Source organism: Mesorhizobium sp. BR1-1-3 (assembly GCF_020165455.1).
Lineage (GTDB): Bacteria > Pseudomonadota > Alphaproteobacteria > Rhizobiales > Rhizobiaceae > Mesorhizobium > Mesorhizobium ciceri.
Genome location: NZ_JAIUIC010000023.1, coordinates 1 through 16,118 on the forward strand (window position 1 = coordinate 1; position 16,118 = coordinate 16,118).

Below are 16,118 nucleotides of genomic sequence, written 5' to 3' on the forward strand. Positions count from 1 at the left end.
GCAAGGGATTTATCGGAGAGGCAATTAGTGTCTCTGGCGGGTTGGCTATGCTTGACGAGTTTGCGCGAGGCGCCCCCTCTGTCCTGCCGGACATCTCCCCCCCAAGGGGGGAGATTACGCGCTCAACAGCCTTCGCCAAATCATCTACACGGTAAGGTGGGCGAGACGGCGAAGCTGCCAATCTCCCCCCCTTGAGGGGGAGATGCCCGGTAGGGCAAGGGGGGCGTAGAGCGCTGTCCCTGCAGTGACCCGCCTCGCTATCCAATCCTCTCCAGCCGTCGCGGCAGCCTGTTCATCGGCTTGGGCCCGTCCGGCGTGATCAGGAACTGGTCCTCGAGATTGAAGCTGGCGAGGCCGTCTATGTAGAGCGGGATCTCGAAGGCCAGCACCATGCCGGTTTCGATCACGACATCGCTGTCGGCGGCGATGAACGGCCATTGTTCGGAAAACACCGACTGGCCGACGCCATGGCCGAAATGGCCGCGGCGGTAGGTGCGCAGCCCTTGCCGCGCCAGGCTGTCGGTGGCGACGCGATGCACGTGGGCGAGCGTGGTTCCCGCAACAAGGGACGCCAGCCCGTCGTCAAAGGCCCGCTCGGCAATGGCGTGCAGTTCGGCCTGCTCGGCGGATGGCGGCCCGAAGGTGAAGTTGCGCGACATGTCGGAGGCGTAGCCGCCGACCGTGCAGACCATGTCGCACTTCAGCGGATCGCCAGGCATCGCTTTCGCATCGGCATCTTTGGCCCGAGCGCCCAGCGTCACATATTCGGCAGTTTGGACCGGATGAGACAGGCCGGACGCGGCCGTGGCGACACCTTGCCGGTAGAGGGCAATGAGATCGGCCTGGCGCATGCCGGCCATCGCATCGACCTGCAGCCGCTCCAGCCCGGCTTCCGACAAGATGATGCCTTGCTGCAGCAGGTCGATCTCGCGCGGCGACTTGATGGCCCGCAACCTGTCGAGCACGGCCGAGCCGTCGACCATCGTGCAGGCCGGCAGCAGCGCCTGCATGACCGAGAAATCGGCGGCGGGAACAAAATCGAGGTCGACGCCGACCCTTGCGCGCCCGAGCCCGAACCCGGTCAGGATCTGCTTCAGCTCGTCGACGGCACGGGCGAGTTCGAATGTCGCGGGTCGAGAAAAACCCGGCGCCCGGCCGGCAAGGCCGGCCTCGATGCGTTGCGGCAACCCTTGCCCTGACGTCGAGGCGTCCAGCGTGGCGGCTTCGATCCAGATCGGGTGGCTGCGGATAACAGCGTCCGGCAGAACCCGCTGCAATTGTCCCGCATTGAAGTCCGCCACCACGACGCCGATCGGCAGGTCTCGGCCAGCCGGGATGACGACAAAGCCGGCGCCGGCGCGCCGGAACAGTCCCGCCGGGCCGATCGAGGCTCCGGTCGCATAGTGGAAGGCCTCGGGCGCGCACAGCACCAGCGCCTCGATGCCGGCGCGGTCCATCAGTTGCGCCGCGCGCTGGCGGTCGACAAAGCCTGTCATGGGTTTCTCTCGCGCGAGGCCAGGAGCGGGAAGCCGCCGCCCTTGCGCGGGGCGGCGGCGATGTTGTTGACCACGCTCAGTTCGAGCGGGATTTGCCTGCCGCTGGCTTCCACCGTGAAGGGTTTTCCCTGCTCGAAATCCGATACCGATGCCATGCACCCTGCCGGCGGCACTGTCGCCGCTTCGCGGCAAGCTGTCCAGAGGTCCGGCGGGCTGTCGCTGGTCGGCCAAGACACTTCACTGGCGCCAGCCCAAACAGCACCGCCCGTCCTTTTATGCGCGCAAGAGACGCTGTAGTACTTTGTCTTGCGCGGGATTCCTTTCGATCAAGATCAGCGCAACCAAGCATAGATCCCGGCTTCGGGACCATTGGCAGCCTGATGGGCGTGCGGGAGACGGATGATGGCGGATGCAAAGACGGACGTGCCGGGCGATGCGCTGCCGCTGTTCTATTCGAGGCCCGAGGCGCTCAATCCGGCGCGGCACGGCTCGCTTGGCCTGACCGCGCGCAGTGACTTCGGCTTCGCCCGCTCGGCGCACGCCATTCCGGTGGTCGCGTCGGAAATGCCGGCGGCGATGCGCTCCTACCCGATCGTCTTCATCGGCCCGGCCAAGTCGCCGGTGATCATCACCGGCGTGCGCCAGAACGAGAACCTGTTCGTCGATGCCGACGGCAAATGGACCGGGCCCCACTACATCCCCGCCTATGTCCGCCGCTTCCCCTTCATCCTGGCCGAAGACCCGACATCGGCCGGCCGGCTGACGCTGTGCGCCGACCGGGCAAGCGACCGTGTCGTCGACCAGCTGCTGGCGCCGTTGCGCGACGAAAAGATCCTGCCGTTCTTCACCGGCAACGAGCCGACCGAAGCGACCAGACAGGCGCTCGCCTTCTGCAACCAGTTCCAGATCGACTTCCGAGCCACCCGCGAGATGGTCGAAAAGATCGATGCGCACGGCCTGTTTTCGCCGCGCCAGAGCAAGGTGACGCTGGAGGGCGGCGAGGTGCTCAATCTCACCGACTTCCAGGTGATCGACGAGCCGGCCTTCAACAAATTGAGCGACGAGGCGTTTCTCGACCTGCGCAAATCAGGCGCGCTCGGCCTGCTCTATTGCCACCTCGCCTCGACCAACAGCTGGACCTCGCTGGTGCATCAGGCATCGCTGCGGAAGGCGGATGGGGCGAAGGGCTGACTGTGAAAAGCTTGCGCGGTCGATCGTCTGGGCGGACAGGCGGCTAGGCAGCAACCCTTCTGTCGTGCCGCCCTTCCCTGATCTCCTCGGCGAGCTTGTCGCAGAACGCGTCGAGATCGCCGGGATTGCGACTGCTGACGAGCCCCTGGTCGGTGACGACTTCGGTGTCCTCCCACAGACCGCCGGCGTTGATCACATCGGTCTTGATCGATTTGTAAGACGTGACCCGGCGACCCCTTACGATGCCGGTCTCGGCGAGAAGCCAGGGCGCATGGCAGATCGCGCCGACGACCTTCTTGGCCGACCAGAACGATTCGATGAAGTCCAGGGCCTTTCGCTCGACGCGCAGCAGATCCGGATTGATAACCCCGCCGGGCAGGACGATCGCGTCATAGTCGTCCGCCCGCGCCTCATCCAACGTCTTGTCGACAGGAATCTCCCGACCCCAGTCCTTGAGGTCCCAGCCTTTGATCTTGCCGCTTGCGAGCGACACGACATCGACCTCGGCGCCCGCCTCGCGTAATTTTTTGAGCGGAACTTCAAGCTCGGATTGTTCGAACCCGTTTGTCGCAAGGATAGCGACGCGCTTACCGGAAATATCCTGCATTGGTTTTTCTCCATCGTTAGGTGATGGAGGGCTAACGAGGCGAGGCGGGACGCGTTCCTGGCTGTAATTTTATGTGACATGAGAGGCGGATGGACGAAGCGCAGTTCGGCCCAAGCTCCCAGTTCGACAATGTCCAAAAACGAAAAAGCCGCGGCGGACCGCGGCTTTTCGATGCTTGATTTCCTTAGAGGAAATTGGAGCGGGTGAAGCGATTCGAACGCTCGACCCCAACCTTGGCAAGGTTGTGCTCTACCCCTGAGCTACACCCGCTCGCACGGCGTCTTGGCCGCAAGCCGGGCCTATATGGCTGAAGAGCGCGGCGATTGCAACAGGGAAATCGCAGGCTTTTTTACGACCCGGCAAGCGAGGCCGGCAAGCCGCCGGCGGGCGCGCGAGTGGCACGCGGCGGGGGCGCCACCGCAAAGGGCGGGTGCCGCTCACCGTGATGTCGCATGACGGTCTTGTGTCGGCCGCCCCATTGGCCGTAAACGGCATGGGCTCACAAACGGGACGAAGACGAAACCGATGCCGAAGACCGAAGCCGAACTTTTTGCCTTTCTTGCCGAGCTGGGCATTGCTGCCTCGACCAGGCGCCATCCACCGCTCTATACCGTCGCCGATTCGCAGGCGCTGCGCGGCGAGATCGCCGGCGGGCACACGAAAAACCTGTTCCTGAAGGACAAGAAGGACAATTTCTTTCTGGTCACCGTCGGCGAGGACGCGGTCGTCGACCTGAAGCAGATCCACCAAGTGATCGGCGCCGCCAGCCGGGTTTCTTTCGGCAAACCGGAGATGCTGATGGAGCTGCTCGGCGTCACGCCGGGCGCCGTCACGGTCTTTGGCATCATCAACGACACGGCAAACAGGGTCAAGCTCGTGCTCGACAAGGATTTGATGGAGCATGCGGTGATCAATGGGCATCCGCTGACCAATGAGGCGACGACATCGATCGCAGCGAGCGACCTGATCAGATTCGTCGAGGCAACCGGGCACGATGCTGCTATCTTGAAAGTCTCCGCGTGATCGCCACATGGATGGCTTAAAACCGATGGTCTGAAGCATAGGGCGCCTGGCCGCCGGCCGGCGGCGCCACGGAAGGGTAAAGAGATGAGCGACAACAATCCGTTCGGCGGCCCCTTTGGCGGCAATGGCGGCCAGTACACCACCTCGGTGCAGTATGGTGGAACCGCGCCGGCGCCGGCGAAAGTCGCGCTTGGCGATACGCCCGCCGCTCCCGCCGATGTGATCAAGGACACGACGACGGCTGCCTTTGCCGCCGATGTCATCCAGGAATCGCGCCGCCAGCCGGTGCTGGTCGATTTCTGGGCGCCCTGGTGCGGACCTTGCAAGCAACTGACGCCGCAGCTGGAGAAGGCGGTCAAGGCCGCCGGCGGCAGGGTCAAGCTGGTCAAGATGAACATCGACGACCATCCGTCGATCGCCGGCCAGCTCGGCATCCAGTCGATCCCGGCGGTCATCGCCTTCAAGGACGGCCAGCCGGTCGATGGCTTCATGGGCGCCATCCCGGAGAGCCAGATCAACGAATTCATCACCAAGGTCGGCGGCAAGGGCAATGGCGCGCCGCCGGTGGCCGAAGCTCTGGCTGCGGCGACCGAGGCGCGCGACGCCGGCGACATGCAGACCGCGGCCGACATTTATGACGCCATCCTGGCGCAGGCGCCGGAGACGATCGAGGCGATCGCCGGACTGGGAGAGCTGCTGTTCGAGGCCGGCGACACGGAAGGCGCCGAGGCGCTTTTGGCAACAGCCCCGGAGGCCAAGAAGGATGCGCCGCCGGTGGCAGCCCTGCGCGCCAGGATGGCGGTTGCGGCGCAGGCGGCGGCTCTCGGCAATCCAGCCGAATTCGAGCGGCGCCTTGCGGAAAATCCCGGAGATCACCAGGCGCGTTTCGATCTGGCCATGATCCAGAACGCCAACGGCGACCGTACGGCCGCCGCCGACAATCTGCTGGCCATCATCAAGGCCGACCGGGCCTGGAACGAGGATGGCGCGAGGACGCAATTGCTGCAGCTGTTCGAGGCCTGGGGCATGACCGACGAGGCGACGCTGGCCGCGCGCCGCAAATTGTCGGCGCTGCTGTTTTCCTGAGCCGGCTGCCGGTTGTTTTGCCGCACGGGCTTGGCGTCGGCGATGATTGCGCCAGATTAGGGCCAAGAACTCACGCGCTTTTTGATGGCGCGATCGGAGGAATGAGGTGCAAGCGGGAAACGCGCATTACCGGCTCGCCAAGGATTTGCCGTCGACGATCCCTATCTTTCCGCTCGAGGGGGCGCTTTTGCTGCCGGGAGGCCGCATGCCGCTCAACATCTTCGAGCCGCGCTATCTGCAGATGGTGGACGAGGCGATCGCCGGCTCGCGGCTCATCGGCGTCATCCAGCCCAGTCTCGACGGGGCCTTGCGCGACGACGGCGAGCCGGAACTCTGCAATGTCGGTTGCGCCGGGCGCATCATCGCCTTTTCCGAGAGCGGCGACGGCCGTTACCTGATTTCGCTGCAGGGCGTGTGCCGGTTCCGCATCGCCCATGAATTGACGGTCAAGACGCCGTTTCGCCAGTGCAAGCCCTCGCCTTTCCTTGCCGATCTCGATGAGGACCAGGCGGGCAACGAGATCGACCGGCCATCGCTGCTCAAGGCATTTCGCGCCTATCTGCAGGCCAACGACCTCGAGGCCGACTGGGAAAGCGTCAGCCGGGCCGAAAATGCCATGCTGGTCAATGCGTTGTCGATGATGGCGCCCTACGGGCCAGCCGAGAAACAGGCGCTGCTCGAAGCGGCGGATTTGAAGACCCGGGCCGAGACGCTGATCGCCATCACCGAAATGGCGCTGGCGCGCGAGAATGAGGATTTTGGGTCGAGTTTGCAGTAAGAGGGCGCGATGGCGGACGGACGTGACGGGAAGAAGGTCGACCCCAGGCTGCTGGAACTCTTGGCCTGCCCACTGACCAAGGGGCCGCTGGCCTGGGATCCGGAGCGCGGCGAACTGATTTCCAGGGTCGCCAAGATTGCCTATCCGGTGCGTGACGGCATCCCGATCATGCTGCCTTCCGAGGCGCGGACGCTTTCGGTGGAGGATGTGCTGGCCCCGCCGCCGCCACGTCTGGGTGGGCCGGGCTGAGGGGCACGTTTCTTGTACCCAATAGGCCGGCAGGACAGAGGGGGCGCGAAGGATCGCCGACGTCCGCTTTCGTTCCGTTCTTGGCATGGCCTTGCCTACTGAAAATTCCGCCCCTTGGGCATGACCTGTTCCGCTTCTTCCGACAGCGTTGCGAGATCCTGCCGGATCGGCGCGCTTTGTTTGGCGGGGCTGAAGCGATCCGAACCGTCCTTGGCGAGGTCTCTCGGAGGAACCGCTGGTGCAGCCTCGCTGACCTTCTCCAGAAGCACGGTCAGCCAGGGCGTCAGATCCTCGATCTTCCCGGCAACGATGTGGACCACACCCGATTCCGACTGCAATTTCCCGGTGACCTTGACGAACCGGGCCCCCATGACGATAGGCCGATAGCGGTCGAAGGTTCTTTGCCAGAAGATGATGTTGGCCACCGCCTTGTCGTCCTCCAGCGTCAGGAAGATCGCATTGCCCTTGCCGGGGCGCTGCCGCACCAGCACGAGGCCGGCGACCGAGACGCGCCTGCCATCGCGCACGGAAGGAAGATTCGCATTGGGGATGACGCCGGCGCGGTCGAGCCGCTCGCGCAGGAAGGCGACCGGATGCGCCTTCAGCGACAGGCCGAGCGCGCGGTAATCGTGGATGACATGCTCGCCGAGCGGCATTTTCGGCAGCCTCGTCTCCGGTTCCAGCTCGCGCAGGCGAAGCGCCGGCTGGTCGAACAGCGGCAGCCTTTCGGCGGCGCTCTTGCCGTCGAGCGCGCGCACCGCCCACAGGGCTTCGCGACGGTCAAGACCGAGCGAGCGGAAGGCATCGGCCTGCGCCAGTTTTTCGATCTCGCCGACATCGAGGCCGGAGCGCAGCCAGACATCCCTGACGGATACATAGCCTGAGCCGCGCCGCTCGACGAAAGCCTCCATGCGCTCCTTCGACAGGCCCTTGATCTGCCTGAAGCCGAGCCGGACGGCATGCTTCGTCTCGATGACGCCGCGCATTTCGGCATGGCGTGGCAGGATGCGGGCCGGATCGAATGGCGCCTTTTCCAACGTACAATCCCACACCGAAAAATTGACGTCGACGTCGCGGATGTCGACGCCATGGTCGCTTGCGTCGCGCACGAGTTGGGCCGGCTGGTAAAACCCCATCGGCTGCGAATTCAGGATCGCGGCGCAGAACACGTCGGGATAGAAGGTCTTGAACCAGCAGGAGGCATAGACGAGCAGGGCGAAGGAAGCAGCATGGCTTTCAGGAAAGCCGTATTCGCCAAAGCCCTCGATCTGCTTGAAGCAGCGCTCGGCGAAGTCCTTCGTGTAGCCCTTGCCGACCATGCCATTGATCATACGGTCGCGGTAATTGCCGATGGTGCCGGTGCGCTTGAAGGTGGCCATGGCGCGGCGCAGTTCATCGGCTTCGCCCGGTTTGAAACCGCCGGCGACGATGGCGATATTCATCGCCTGTTCCTGGAACAGCGGTACGCCAAGCGTTTTCTTGAGGATCGCTTCCAGCTCCGGCTTTTGATACTCGGCCTGTTCCTTGCCTTGCCGGCGGCGCAGATAGGGATGGACCATATCGCCCTGGATCGGGCCCGGCCGAACGATCGCCACCTCGATGACGAGATCATAAAAGGTTTTCGGCTGGAGGCGCGGCAGCATCGACATCTGGGCCCGCGATTCGATCTGGAAGACGCCGAGCGTGTCGGCGCGGCAGATCATCTTGTAGACCTGCCTGTCCTCCGGCGGCAGGGTGGCCAACACATAGGGCTGCCCATAATCATCCCGCGCATTAGGATAGTGATCCGTGAGCAAGGTGAAGGCGCGTTGCAGGCAGGTCAGCATGCCGAGCGCCAGCACGTCGACTTTCAAGATCTTCACCGCGTCGAGATCGTCCTTGTCCCATTCGACCATCTTGCGCTCGTCCATCGCCGTCTTGACGATAGGCACAATCTCGTCGAGCCGGTCCCTGGTGATGACGAAGCCGCCGACATGCTGGGAGAGATGGCGGGGGAAGCCCATGATCTCATTGGCACGCTCCATCACGTGCCTCGACACCGGGTCGGTGCGGTCGAGGCCGCCGGCGCGGGCTTCCTTCTCGCCAAGCTCCGATGTCGACCAACCCCAGATCGAGCCGGAAAGCGATGCCCTGACATCCTCGGACAGGCCCATCGCCTTCGACACTTCGCGCAGCGCCGACCGGCCGCGATAGCTGATGACGGCGGCGGCAAGTGCCGTGCGCTTGCCGCTGTATTTCTCGTAGATGTACTGGATTACGGTTTCGCGCTTTTCGTGCTCGAAATCGACGTCGATATCCGGCGGCTCGTTTCTCTCCTCGGAAATGAAGCGCTCGAAGAGCGAATCGATTTTTTCCGGCCCCACTTCGGTGATGCCGATGCAGAAGCAGACGACCGAATTGGCGGCTGATCCACGTCCCTGGCAGAGAATATCCTTGCTGCGCGCGAACTTGACGATGTCGTAGACAGTCAGGAAATAGCGGGCATAGTTGAGGCGTTCGATCAAAGCGAGCTCTTCCTCGATGCGCTTGGTCACGGAATCCGGCACACCAGCCGGATAGCGGTTCGCCGCCCCCTCCCGCGCCAGTCGCGCCAGCTCAGCCTGTGGACCAAGACCCGATTCCGTCGGCTCGTCGGGGTAGTTATACTGGAGGTCGCCAAGCGAAAAAGTCAGCTCTTGCGCAAACCGCAGCGTCTCGGCCAGCGCCTGCGGATGCCGGCGGAACAGGCGGCCCATCTCCATCGGCGGCTTCAGATGGCGCTCGGCATTGGCGGAGAGTTGCAGCCCGACCTCGGCAACGGGCGTGTTGAGGCGGATCGCGGTCAGCACGTCCTGCAACGGGCGTCGTTCGGCGGTGTGATAAAGAACGTCGTTGGTCGCCATCAGCGGAATGCCGGCGCTCTCGGCAAGTGCTGCCGCCTGCTCGATGCGGAAACGGTCATTGCCGGCGTAGTCGGGCGAAACGCCAAGCCGCAGGTTCCTGCCGAAACGGCCCTTGAGCTCACCAAGCAAGGCAAGACTGTCTTGCGCCCCCATCGACAGACCGGGCAGGACCGCCAGCGACATCAGGTCACCCCATTCGAGCAGGTCGCCGCGCTGGAGAAGGGTGGCGCCTTTTTCGTTCTCGTCGCGCAGATTGGCTTGCGTCAGCATGCGGCAGAGGTGCCCCCAGCCCTTGCGGTCCTGGGGATAGGCGAGGATGTCCGGCGTGCCGTCGTCAAAAACCAGCCGGCAGCCGGGGTGATAGGAGAGTTTTTCGACCTTGGCCTGCTGCCAGGCGCGCACCACGCCGGCCACCGTGTTGCGGTCGGCAAGTCCGATCGCCGAGAAGCCCAGGAGCTTGGCCGCGACCACCAGCTCCTCCGGCTTGGAGGCGCCGCGCAGGAAGGAGAAATTCGACTGGATGCCGAACTCGGCATAGGGAATGACGGTCAGCGCGTTCATGCGAAGACTCCATGCAGGAACCAGCGCGGCGGGACTTGCGAGGCGCCGCCGTAGAGGCCTTGCCGGTAGAGCCAGTAGCGGCGGCCGTCGGCATCCTCGATGCGGAAATAGTCGCGCGTCGATGCCGCCTCGTCGCTTGGCGCTTCCCGCCACCATTCGGCGGCGATGCGTTCCGGCCCTTCGGCGCGCTTGACCCGGTAGAGCGCGCGCCGCCAGCGGAAGTTCAGCGGCGGTCCTTCCGGCATTTCGGTGGCCGGCACATCGATGGGTTCGGGCGAGCGGAACAGCCGGATCGGTCGTTCCGGCGGAAATATGGTTTTTGGTGCCTGCAGCCTGTCCGGCTTCTTCGGCGGCGTGGTCCGGCACGGCGCGTCGGTGAAGGGGATGGTGGCGACGGCACGCTCCGGCAGATGGCTTTCGACCGCGACCGGCCGGAGAACCGCGCCATCGCCGAGCCGGGCGCGGATGCGGTCGGCGAACAGCGCGATATCGGCGCCGTCGTCGGTCACCTCGCCGGCAAGATCGGCCTGCTGCATGTCGAAGGTGGCTGATGCCAACACCGAGAGCCGCACCAGATCGAAACCATAGCCGGCATCGATATCCTGTTCGAGCGCGGCCAGCCTTTCATGGAACAGTTTCTGGATCAGCATGGGTTCGCGCATCGGCCGCGAGGTACCGAGCGCGATGCGGCTGACGGCGCCGTCGACGCGAAAGAGCAGCAGCGCCAGCGTCCGGGCGCCCTCGCCGCGGCGCTCGAGGTCGGTCTTCAAGGTCGCCGCCAGCATGCCCACCAGCCGTTCGATGTCCTCGGTCAGTGTGACGGGTTCGGCGAGGTGGCGTTCGACCGAAAGCGGCGCGACGGGCAGGCGCGGCGACACCGCCTCGTCGAGCCGGCCAAGCGCCTGGTCGAGGCGCAGGAGCAGCAGGGCGCCGAAGCGGCGGGCGAGCGGCGCGCGCGGTGCGGCCATGACGGCGCCCGCCGTGCGCAGGCCCACACTTTCCAGGCTGGTGCGGGTCGAAGGTTCGATGCGCAGCGCGGCCAGCGGCAGGGGCGCCAGCAGCGCCTCCTCCTCGCCTGACACAACGATGCGGTCGCCGCAAAAGCGTGCCGCCGCCCAGGCAGCGCCCGGCGTCGCGGCAAGCCCGGCGCGGACATCGAAACCCTGATGGAAGAAGCGCGACAGGATGTCGTCCAGCATGGCGCGCTCGCCGCCGAACAGATGGGTGCAGCCGGTGACGTCGAGAAACAGGCCGTCTGCCCCGTCCAGCGCCACCAGCGGGGTGTAGCGGTCGCACCAGTCGGCGAGGCCTTCGAGCAGGCGGCGATCGGCTTCCGGATCGGCCTCGACGACGTCGATCGACGGATGCATGGCGCGCGCATCGGCGATGCCCATGTCGCGCTTCAGGTGCAGCGCCTCAGCCCGCTCGTCGAGGGCCGAGATGCGCTGTGCGTTGCGGTCGCGATGGCTGATCACGAGCGGCGGGTGAGATGGGTGATCCGACGGCCGGGAACGCCAGGACCGCCCCAGACGCTGGCGCAGGATTCTTTCCGCCGCCAGATAGGGAAACCACAGGGACAGGATTCTTTGCCCGGTCTCTTGCCTCGCCCGCTCTTTCGTCGAATGCGCGTTCATCGGGGTTCCACTCCAGTGTGAATTGTCCAGGCAGGGCCGTGCGGCTCTTGCCGATGGTGAGGGTGAAGGCCGGGCGGCCGATCGAGCCGGCCAGCGGCCCGGCGATGGTGTCGCGCGGCACCGCCGGCGCCGAGGCGACGATGAGGCGGACGGGTGCCGCCGTCGGTTCGGGCCCAGCCGCCTGCCGCAGCAGGAACACCGGCCGGCCGGCCGCTTGCGCCCTTGCATGCAGCCGGCGTGTCGCGGTCAGGTCAAGCCGCTGCGGATTGCCGCGGATTTCCAGGATGACGGCGGCGAGCGCCGTCATCCGGGCCGCCTCCTCGGCGACCCACAGTGCATCGACGAGCCTTGGCGCCTCGGAAAACAGCAATTGCTCCGGCTCGATGCCGAACGAGGCGTGAAGCCCCCTGGCATAGGGAAAGCCGGCCTCGCGAAAAATCTCCGATGTGCCGATCCACAGCACCGGCAGCCCCGGCGTTTGCTTGAGGATCAGGCTGGTGAGCGACAAAGCGAAGCCGGCGACGGCCCCGGCATCGCGGGTTTCAAGCCCATGGATTTCGCTCAGGGCGGCCTTCGGCAGCCCGCCGCTCAGGGCGGCATCGAGGCGCCCGACGCCGATAGGCAGGAACGCATCCGGCAACGCCGCGGCAATGCCACGCCGGACGATTGTGAGATCAGTGTTGACGTCAGCATCAAAGGGTGCGGCTGCCGGCGCAGCCAAGCGCTCGGGCAGCGTTCCCTCGATTTTCGCGATCTGGCGGCGCAGGGCAAAAACAGTCTCCCGCGCCACGGCGGTCATCGCCATGACGGTCAGCTTCCACTCACAATTGTTCCTGTTATGTTCCTATAGATTCCAGAGCGCATCCCAAGAGTCAAGCAGAGTCATGGGGAATTTATTCCTCTCTGCAGGGATGGCGCAGGCGCATCGGCCCGTTCATTTGCCGATTCCGGTGCGAAAGCCTATATGCCGGGATCAAAGGACAAAGCATGGCCCGCATCTACAAGACCCGCACCTGGCACGACGAACTCTCGCCCTCGATGGACGAAATGGAGTTCCTGGCGCTGGAGGCGTACGCCCATCTGCCGGAGGATTTTCGCAAGCTGACCGGCGAGATCGTCATCCAGATCGCCGAGTTCCCGACCGACGAAATCATGGACGATCTGTCGCTGGAAACGCCATTCGACCTGCTCGGCCTGTTCGAGGGACGCGGCATCGCCGAGCGCTGGAACCCGCAGACCGGCGAAGGCCCGAACCGCATCACGCTCTACCGCCGCGCCATCCTCGATTACTGGTCCGAGAACGAAGAGACGCTGGGCGACATCGTCACCCACGTGCTGATCCACGAGATCGGCCACCATTTCGGCCTGTCGGACGATGATATGGAGAAGATCGAAGAGGCGGCGGAGTAGGGTGCGCTGATATTCAGGTGATGCCCGCCTGCAAATGATGGCTTCCTGCGCTTCCCCGCTCTACCGCGTCGCGGTAGAACTGTGCTCACGTACCCAAAAGTACGCTCCGCTCCGGTTCTCGGAAACCACCATTTTCGACTCGGCCTGACCTGAATCTCAACACACCTGCGTCGGAGCTTTTCAAATCTACCAGTCACTCAGCTTGGTATCGGGCCCGTATTCCTGACCGTCGATATCCTTGACCACGGCCTGGCCGCAACGCATCGCTTTGGCCTTCTTGTCGTAGGCATAGGTCGGCGAGCCGAACAGATGCCAGCCCTTGTTCAGCGCCGCTGTCACCTTGTGGCAGAAGCTGGCATCGTCCGGAGCGGACAGAAAGCGGTAGAGTTTCATTGTTCAATTCCTGTCGTGAGTAGCTGTAGTCCGCTCGCATCCATCGAGCATTTATGACCCGATGGCGGCTGCCTTCGCCAGCAGTTTTTCGGCCTGCGCCAGGTGCAGCCGTTCGACCATCCTGCCGTTCAGCGCGATCACACCCTTGCCGGCATTCTCGGCGAGCGCGAAGGCTTCCTTCACCGAGCGTGCCTCGGCCACCGCTTCCGTGGACGGCACGAAGGCGCGGTTGGCGGCTTCGATCTGGGCCGGGTGGATGAGGCTCTTGCCGTCGAACCCCATGGCCGCGGCTTCCGCGCATTCATGGGCGAAGGCGTCGAGGTCGCGAAAATCGTTGGAGACGCCGTCGAGCATGTCGATGCCGCCGGCGCGTGCGGCCAGCACCATCTGCATCAGCCATGGCACGAGGTAGCGCCTGTCAGGCGTCGCCAGAATGCCGGTCTCCTTGACCAGATCATTCGTTCCGGCAACGAAACAATTGAGCCGCGAGGCCGGATCGCGGCCAAGTTCGGCGATGGCGCCGATGTTGAGCAGCGCCTTGGGCGTCTCGATCATCGCCCATAGTTTCACGCTGTGGGGAGCGAAATTATCGTCGAGCACGTCGCCGGCCTCGAGCAGGTCGCGCGGCGTGTCGACCTTGGGCAGAAGGATGCCGTCGGGTTCGCAGCTTGCGGCAGCCAGCAGGTCGTCGGCGCCCCATTCGCCTGATATCGCATTGATGCGCACGATCATCTCGCAGCGTCTCTCGGAATGGCCGGCGAAAATGCCGGCCAGTTTTTCGCGAGCGGCGATCTTGTCGGCCGGAGCGACGGCGTCTTCCAGGTCGATGATGATGGCATCGCAGGCAAGCTGCGCGATCTTGGCCAAGGCCTTGTCGCTGGAGGCCGGGATGTAGAGCACGGAGCGGCGCGGGCGATAGGTTTCCATGGATGATCTATGCCGCTTGTGGTTGGTCGAGGCAAGTCGGGGCATGAAGCTGCCAATCTCCCCCTCGAGGGGGGAGATCGGCAGCGTTTACCCCTGCACGAAAACTGCACGGGCCTGCGGAAAACCTCCTCGGATCCGCCCTGCCGTTTCCCCGCCCGCTTGCGAGACAAGCGGCATGCACAAGCGAGCAAAGTCCCGTTGGTCCCTGCCTCACCGACTGCGTAGCGAGGGCTGGTGGCTGGCCGATCCGCCGCGCGCGCGTCCCGTCGCAACCCTCATTCCCTTTGTCCGCAGAAGCCCGCCAACGGTTCGGCTGGAAGCCATCAGGAAAGCCAGGTCATGACAGCGTTGTTCTCCGCCGCGCCGAGCTATTGCAGCCGTTTCGGTGTCGCCATCCTGCTGGCAGCGCTCGCGGATTTTCTGTTCTATGGCCAGCCCGCCGGGATCACGGTTTTCCTGTTCGCCCTGCTGATTGCCGCGGCGGTCGTCGCTGTGCACCCGGCCGCCTTCAACGACGGCCGGGTCTGGCTCAAGCCCATCGCCTTGCTTGTCCCGCTGCTGCCGCTGGCTGAAAACGTCAGCACCCTGTCGGTCTCGATCGCGCTGGCGGCGCTGACCGTCTTCGCGCTTTCGTTGAGCGGCCGGCTGCGGCACAGCATCGCCCGCATTGCCGGGCAGATCGTGCTGTTCGGGCTGGCGGCGCCGTTCCGCTTCGTCATTGATTTCATCCGCTGGCGCAGGACGGCGCGGCGGTTCGGTGGGCGTCGCATCCGGCTGGCGGCGATCGCCGTCTGGGTGATGCCGCTGACGCTGGGCGCGGTCTTCCTAGCGCTGTTCGGTGCCGCCAATCCGGTCATCGACTATTGGCTGTCGCTGATCGATCTCGTGAGGCTGCTCGATCTTATCCAGCTGGCGCGGATTGCCTTCTGGCTGTTCGTGCTCGCCGCTGTCTGGGCTTTTCTGCGACCGCGCCTGCCGCGCCTGGTTCGCCGCATCCCGCGCGCGTTGCCGGCGGTCAGCGCTCGAGCCGGCAAAACCGCCACCACCATCGAAGACATCCTGTTCGGCAAGGCCGCCATCCTGCGCGCCCTGATCGTCTTCAACATCCTGTTTGCGCTGCAGACGGCGCTCGACGCCGCCTATCTGTGGGGCGGGGCAGCGCTTCCCGATGGGCTGAGCTACGCCTCCTACGCGCATCGTGGCGCCTATCCCTTGATCGTCACGGCACTGCTTGCCGCCGGCTTCGTGCTGGCAGCGCTGCGACCCGGCAGCGAAACCTCGGCCGATCCGCTGATCCGCCGGCTGGTCTATGCCTGGGTGGCGCAGAACATCATGCTGGTCATCTCGTCGATCCTGCGGCTCGACCTCTATGTCGGCATCTATGCATTGACCTACTGGCGCGTCGCCGCCTTTGTCTGGATGGGGCTGGTGGCAGCAGGCCTTGCCCTGATCATTGCCCGCATCGCGCTTAGAAAATCCAACGAATGGCTGCTGTCCGCCAATCTTCTGACGTTATCCCTGACGCTTTATGCCGGCTGTTTCATCAATTTCGCAGCAACGATCGCCAATTACAATGTCGACCATTCCCTCGAAATGACCGGCCAGGGCATTCCCCTAGACGCCTGGTATCTTCACTCGCTCGGTCCGGGCGCGTTTCCCGCGCTTGATCGCTTCCTCGAGCACCAGGGCAAGACGACAGCCGCCGGCACTGTCCGCGAACTGGCCGGCGTGCGCGGCAGCGACGAAATCTGGTATCGAACTATCCAGCAGAACTGGCGGGCCTGGAGCTTTCGCGACTGGCGGCTGCTTCGATATCTCGACACCAAGGAGCCGTTCGTGATTCCCTCCGCTATCGAACCTTCCATGCCGGGCCGCTGATCC

General features: G+C 64.6%; 15 protein-coding genes and 1 tRNA gene. 7 read left to right on the forward strand and 9 right to left on the reverse strand.

Annotated elements, in window-relative coordinates:
* Positions 1-257: 257 nt before the first annotated feature.
* Positions 258-1,496: a M24 family metallopeptidase gene (locus LB559_RS31370; RefSeq protein ID WP_224675791.1), complete on the reverse strand. Its 1,239-nt coding sequence runs from the start codon at positions 1,494-1,496 to the stop codon at positions 258-260.
* Positions 1,493-1,651 (reverse strand): hypothetical protein, encoded by a 159-nt coding sequence (locus LB559_RS31375; protein WP_224675792.1) that lies wholly within the window; start codon positions 1,649-1,651, stop codon positions 1,493-1,495. Before LB559_RS31375 ends, LB559_RS31370 begins: the two co-directional genes overlap by 4 nt.
* 247 nt (positions 1,652-1,898) lie before the next feature.
* On the opposite strand from LB559_RS31375, the gene LB559_RS31380 reads away from it, so the two are divergent.
* Positions 1,899-2,687, forward strand: coding sequence for a SapC family protein (locus LB559_RS31380; RefSeq protein WP_224675793.1), 789 nt, complete (start codon positions 1,899-1,901; stop codon positions 2,685-2,687).
* Between the two features lie 43 nt (positions 2,688-2,730).
* On the opposite strand, the gene LB559_RS31385 is transcribed toward LB559_RS31380, so the two are convergent.
* Positions 2,731-3,294 carry a type 1 glutamine amidotransferase domain-containing protein gene (locus LB559_RS31385; protein ID WP_024504057.1) on the reverse strand — a complete coding sequence of 188 codons (564 nt, stop codon included), beginning with the start codon at positions 3,292-3,294 and terminating at the stop codon, positions 2,731-2,733.
* Between the two features lie 195 nt (positions 3,295-3,489).
* Positions 3,490-3,564, reverse strand: a tRNA-Gly gene (locus LB559_RS31390).
* A gap of 255 nt (positions 3,565-3,819) precedes the next feature.
* On the opposite strand from LB559_RS31390, the gene LB559_RS31395 reads away from it, so the two are divergent.
* From LB559_RS31395 to LB559_RS31410, 4 genes are all read left to right on the forward strand, one after another.
* Entirely contained in the window at positions 3,820-4,317 is a 498-nt protein-coding gene (locus tag LB559_RS31395) for a prolyl-tRNA synthetase associated domain-containing protein (protein WP_013528772.1), read from the forward strand.
* 84 nt (positions 4,318-4,401) lie between these two features.
* Positions 4,402-5,403: a thioredoxin gene (gene trxA / locus LB559_RS31400; protein ID WP_063169575.1), complete on the forward strand. Its 1,002-nt coding sequence runs from the start codon at positions 4,402-4,404 to the stop codon at positions 5,401-5,403.
* A gap of 106 nt (positions 5,404-5,509) precedes the next feature.
* Positions 5,510-6,181 carry an LON peptidase substrate-binding domain-containing protein gene (locus LB559_RS31405; RefSeq protein WP_013528774.1) on the forward strand — a complete coding sequence of 224 codons (672 nt, stop codon included), beginning with the start codon at positions 5,510-5,512 and terminating at the stop codon, positions 6,179-6,181.
* Between the two features lie 9 nt (positions 6,182-6,190).
* A complete protein-coding gene (locus tag LB559_RS31410; protein ID WP_127388386.1) occupies positions 6,191-6,430 on the forward strand; it encodes a Trm112 family protein in 240 nt (79 codons plus the stop codon).
* A 95-nt stretch (positions 6,431-6,525) separates the two neighbouring features.
* Here LB559_RS31410 and LB559_RS31415 read toward each other — a convergent pair whose 3' ends face one another.
* Genes LB559_RS31415 through LB559_RS31425 form a run of 3 tightly spaced genes read right to left on the reverse strand, consistent with a single transcriptional unit; the run spans position 6,526 to position 12,312 of the window.
* On the reverse strand, positions 6,526-9,873 hold the full coding sequence (locus LB559_RS31415) for an error-prone DNA polymerase (RefSeq protein WP_224675794.1): 3,348 nt from the start codon (positions 9,871-9,873) through the stop codon (positions 6,526-6,528).
* Entirely contained in the window at positions 9,870-11,348 is a 1,479-nt protein-coding gene (locus tag LB559_RS31420) for a DUF6504 family protein (protein ID WP_027162864.1), read from the reverse strand. The genes LB559_RS31415 and LB559_RS31420 overlap by 4 nt, the downstream gene beginning before the upstream one ends.
* A complete protein-coding gene (locus LB559_RS31425) occupies positions 11,290-12,312 on the reverse strand; it encodes an ImuA family protein (protein ID WP_224675795.1) in 1,023 nt (340 codons plus the stop codon). The genes LB559_RS31420 and LB559_RS31425 overlap by 59 nt, the downstream gene beginning before the upstream one ends.
* Positions 12,313-12,494: 182 nt before the next feature.
* Between LB559_RS31425 and LB559_RS31430 the strand changes: the two genes are divergently transcribed.
* Positions 12,495-12,917, forward strand: coding sequence for a metallopeptidase family protein (locus tag LB559_RS31430; RefSeq protein WP_023763026.1), 423 nt, complete (start codon positions 12,495-12,497; stop codon positions 12,915-12,917).
* A gap of 186 nt (positions 12,918-13,103) precedes the next feature.
* Here LB559_RS31430 and LB559_RS31435 read toward each other — a convergent pair whose 3' ends face one another.
* Both LB559_RS31435 and LB559_RS31440 read right to left on the reverse strand, forming a co-directional pair.
* Positions 13,104-13,310: a DUF1737 domain-containing protein gene (locus LB559_RS31435; RefSeq protein ID WP_013528780.1), complete on the reverse strand. Its 207-nt coding sequence runs from the start codon at positions 13,308-13,310 to the stop codon at positions 13,104-13,106.
* 51 nt (positions 13,311-13,361) lie between these two features.
* Positions 13,362-14,282 carry an HpcH/HpaI aldolase/citrate lyase family protein gene (locus LB559_RS31440; protein ID WP_224675796.1) on the reverse strand — a complete coding sequence of 307 codons (921 nt, stop codon included), beginning with the start codon at positions 14,280-14,282 and terminating at the stop codon, positions 13,362-13,364.
* Between the two features lie 294 nt (positions 14,283-14,576).
* Here LB559_RS31440 and LB559_RS31445 point away from each other — a divergent pair, with 294 nt between their 5' ends.
* A complete protein-coding gene (locus tag LB559_RS31445; RefSeq protein WP_224675797.1) occupies positions 14,577-16,115 on the forward strand; it encodes a DUF4173 domain-containing protein in 1,539 nt (512 codons plus the stop codon).
* Positions 16,116-16,118: the final 3 nt, after the last annotated feature.

Coding starts and splice junctions, on each gene's coding strand:
- trxA (WP_063169575.1), top strand. CDS start 4,402: ATGAGCGACAACAATCCGTTCGGCGGCCCCTTTGGCGGCAATGGCGGC.
- LB559_RS31370 (WP_224675791.1), bottom strand. CDS start 1,496: ATGACAGGCTTTGTCGACCGCCAGCGCGCGGCGCAACTGATGGACCGC.
- LB559_RS31445 (WP_224675797.1), top strand. CDS start 14,577: ATGACAGCGTTGTTCTCCGCCGCGCCGAGCTATTGCAGCCGTTTCGGT.
- LB559_RS31380 (WP_224675793.1), top strand. CDS start 1,899: ATGGCGGATGCAAAGACGGACGTGCCGGGCGATGCGCTGCCGCTGTTC.
- LB559_RS31430 (WP_023763026.1), top strand. CDS start 12,495: ATGGCCCGCATCTACAAGACCCGCACCTGGCACGACGAACTCTCGCCC.
- LB559_RS31375 (WP_224675792.1), bottom strand. CDS start 1,651: ATGGCATCGGTATCGGATTTCGAGCAGGGAAAACCCTTCACGGTGGAA.
- LB559_RS31395 (WP_013528772.1), top strand. CDS start 3,820: ATGCCGAAGACCGAAGCCGAACTTTTTGCCTTTCTTGCCGAGCTGGGC.
- LB559_RS31415 (WP_224675794.1), bottom strand. CDS start 9,873: ATGAACGCGCTGACCGTCATTCCCTATGCCGAGTTCGGCATCCAGTCG.
- LB559_RS31435 (WP_013528780.1), bottom strand. CDS start 13,310: ATGAAACTCTACCGCTTTCTGTCCGCTCCGGACGATGCCAGCTTCTGC.
- LB559_RS31440 (WP_224675796.1), bottom strand. CDS start 14,282: ATGCCCCGACTTGCCTCGACCAACCACAAGCGGCATAGATCATCCATG.
- LB559_RS31425 (WP_224675795.1), bottom strand. CDS start 12,312: ATGGCGATGACCGCCGTGGCGCGGGAGACTGTTTTTGCCCTGCGCCGC.
- LB559_RS31385 (WP_024504057.1), bottom strand. CDS start 3,294: ATGCAGGATATTTCCGGTAAGCGCGTCGCTATCCTTGCGACAAACGGG.
- LB559_RS31410 (WP_127388386.1), top strand. CDS start 6,191: ATGGCGGACGGACGTGACGGGAAGAAGGTCGACCCCAGGCTGCTGGAA.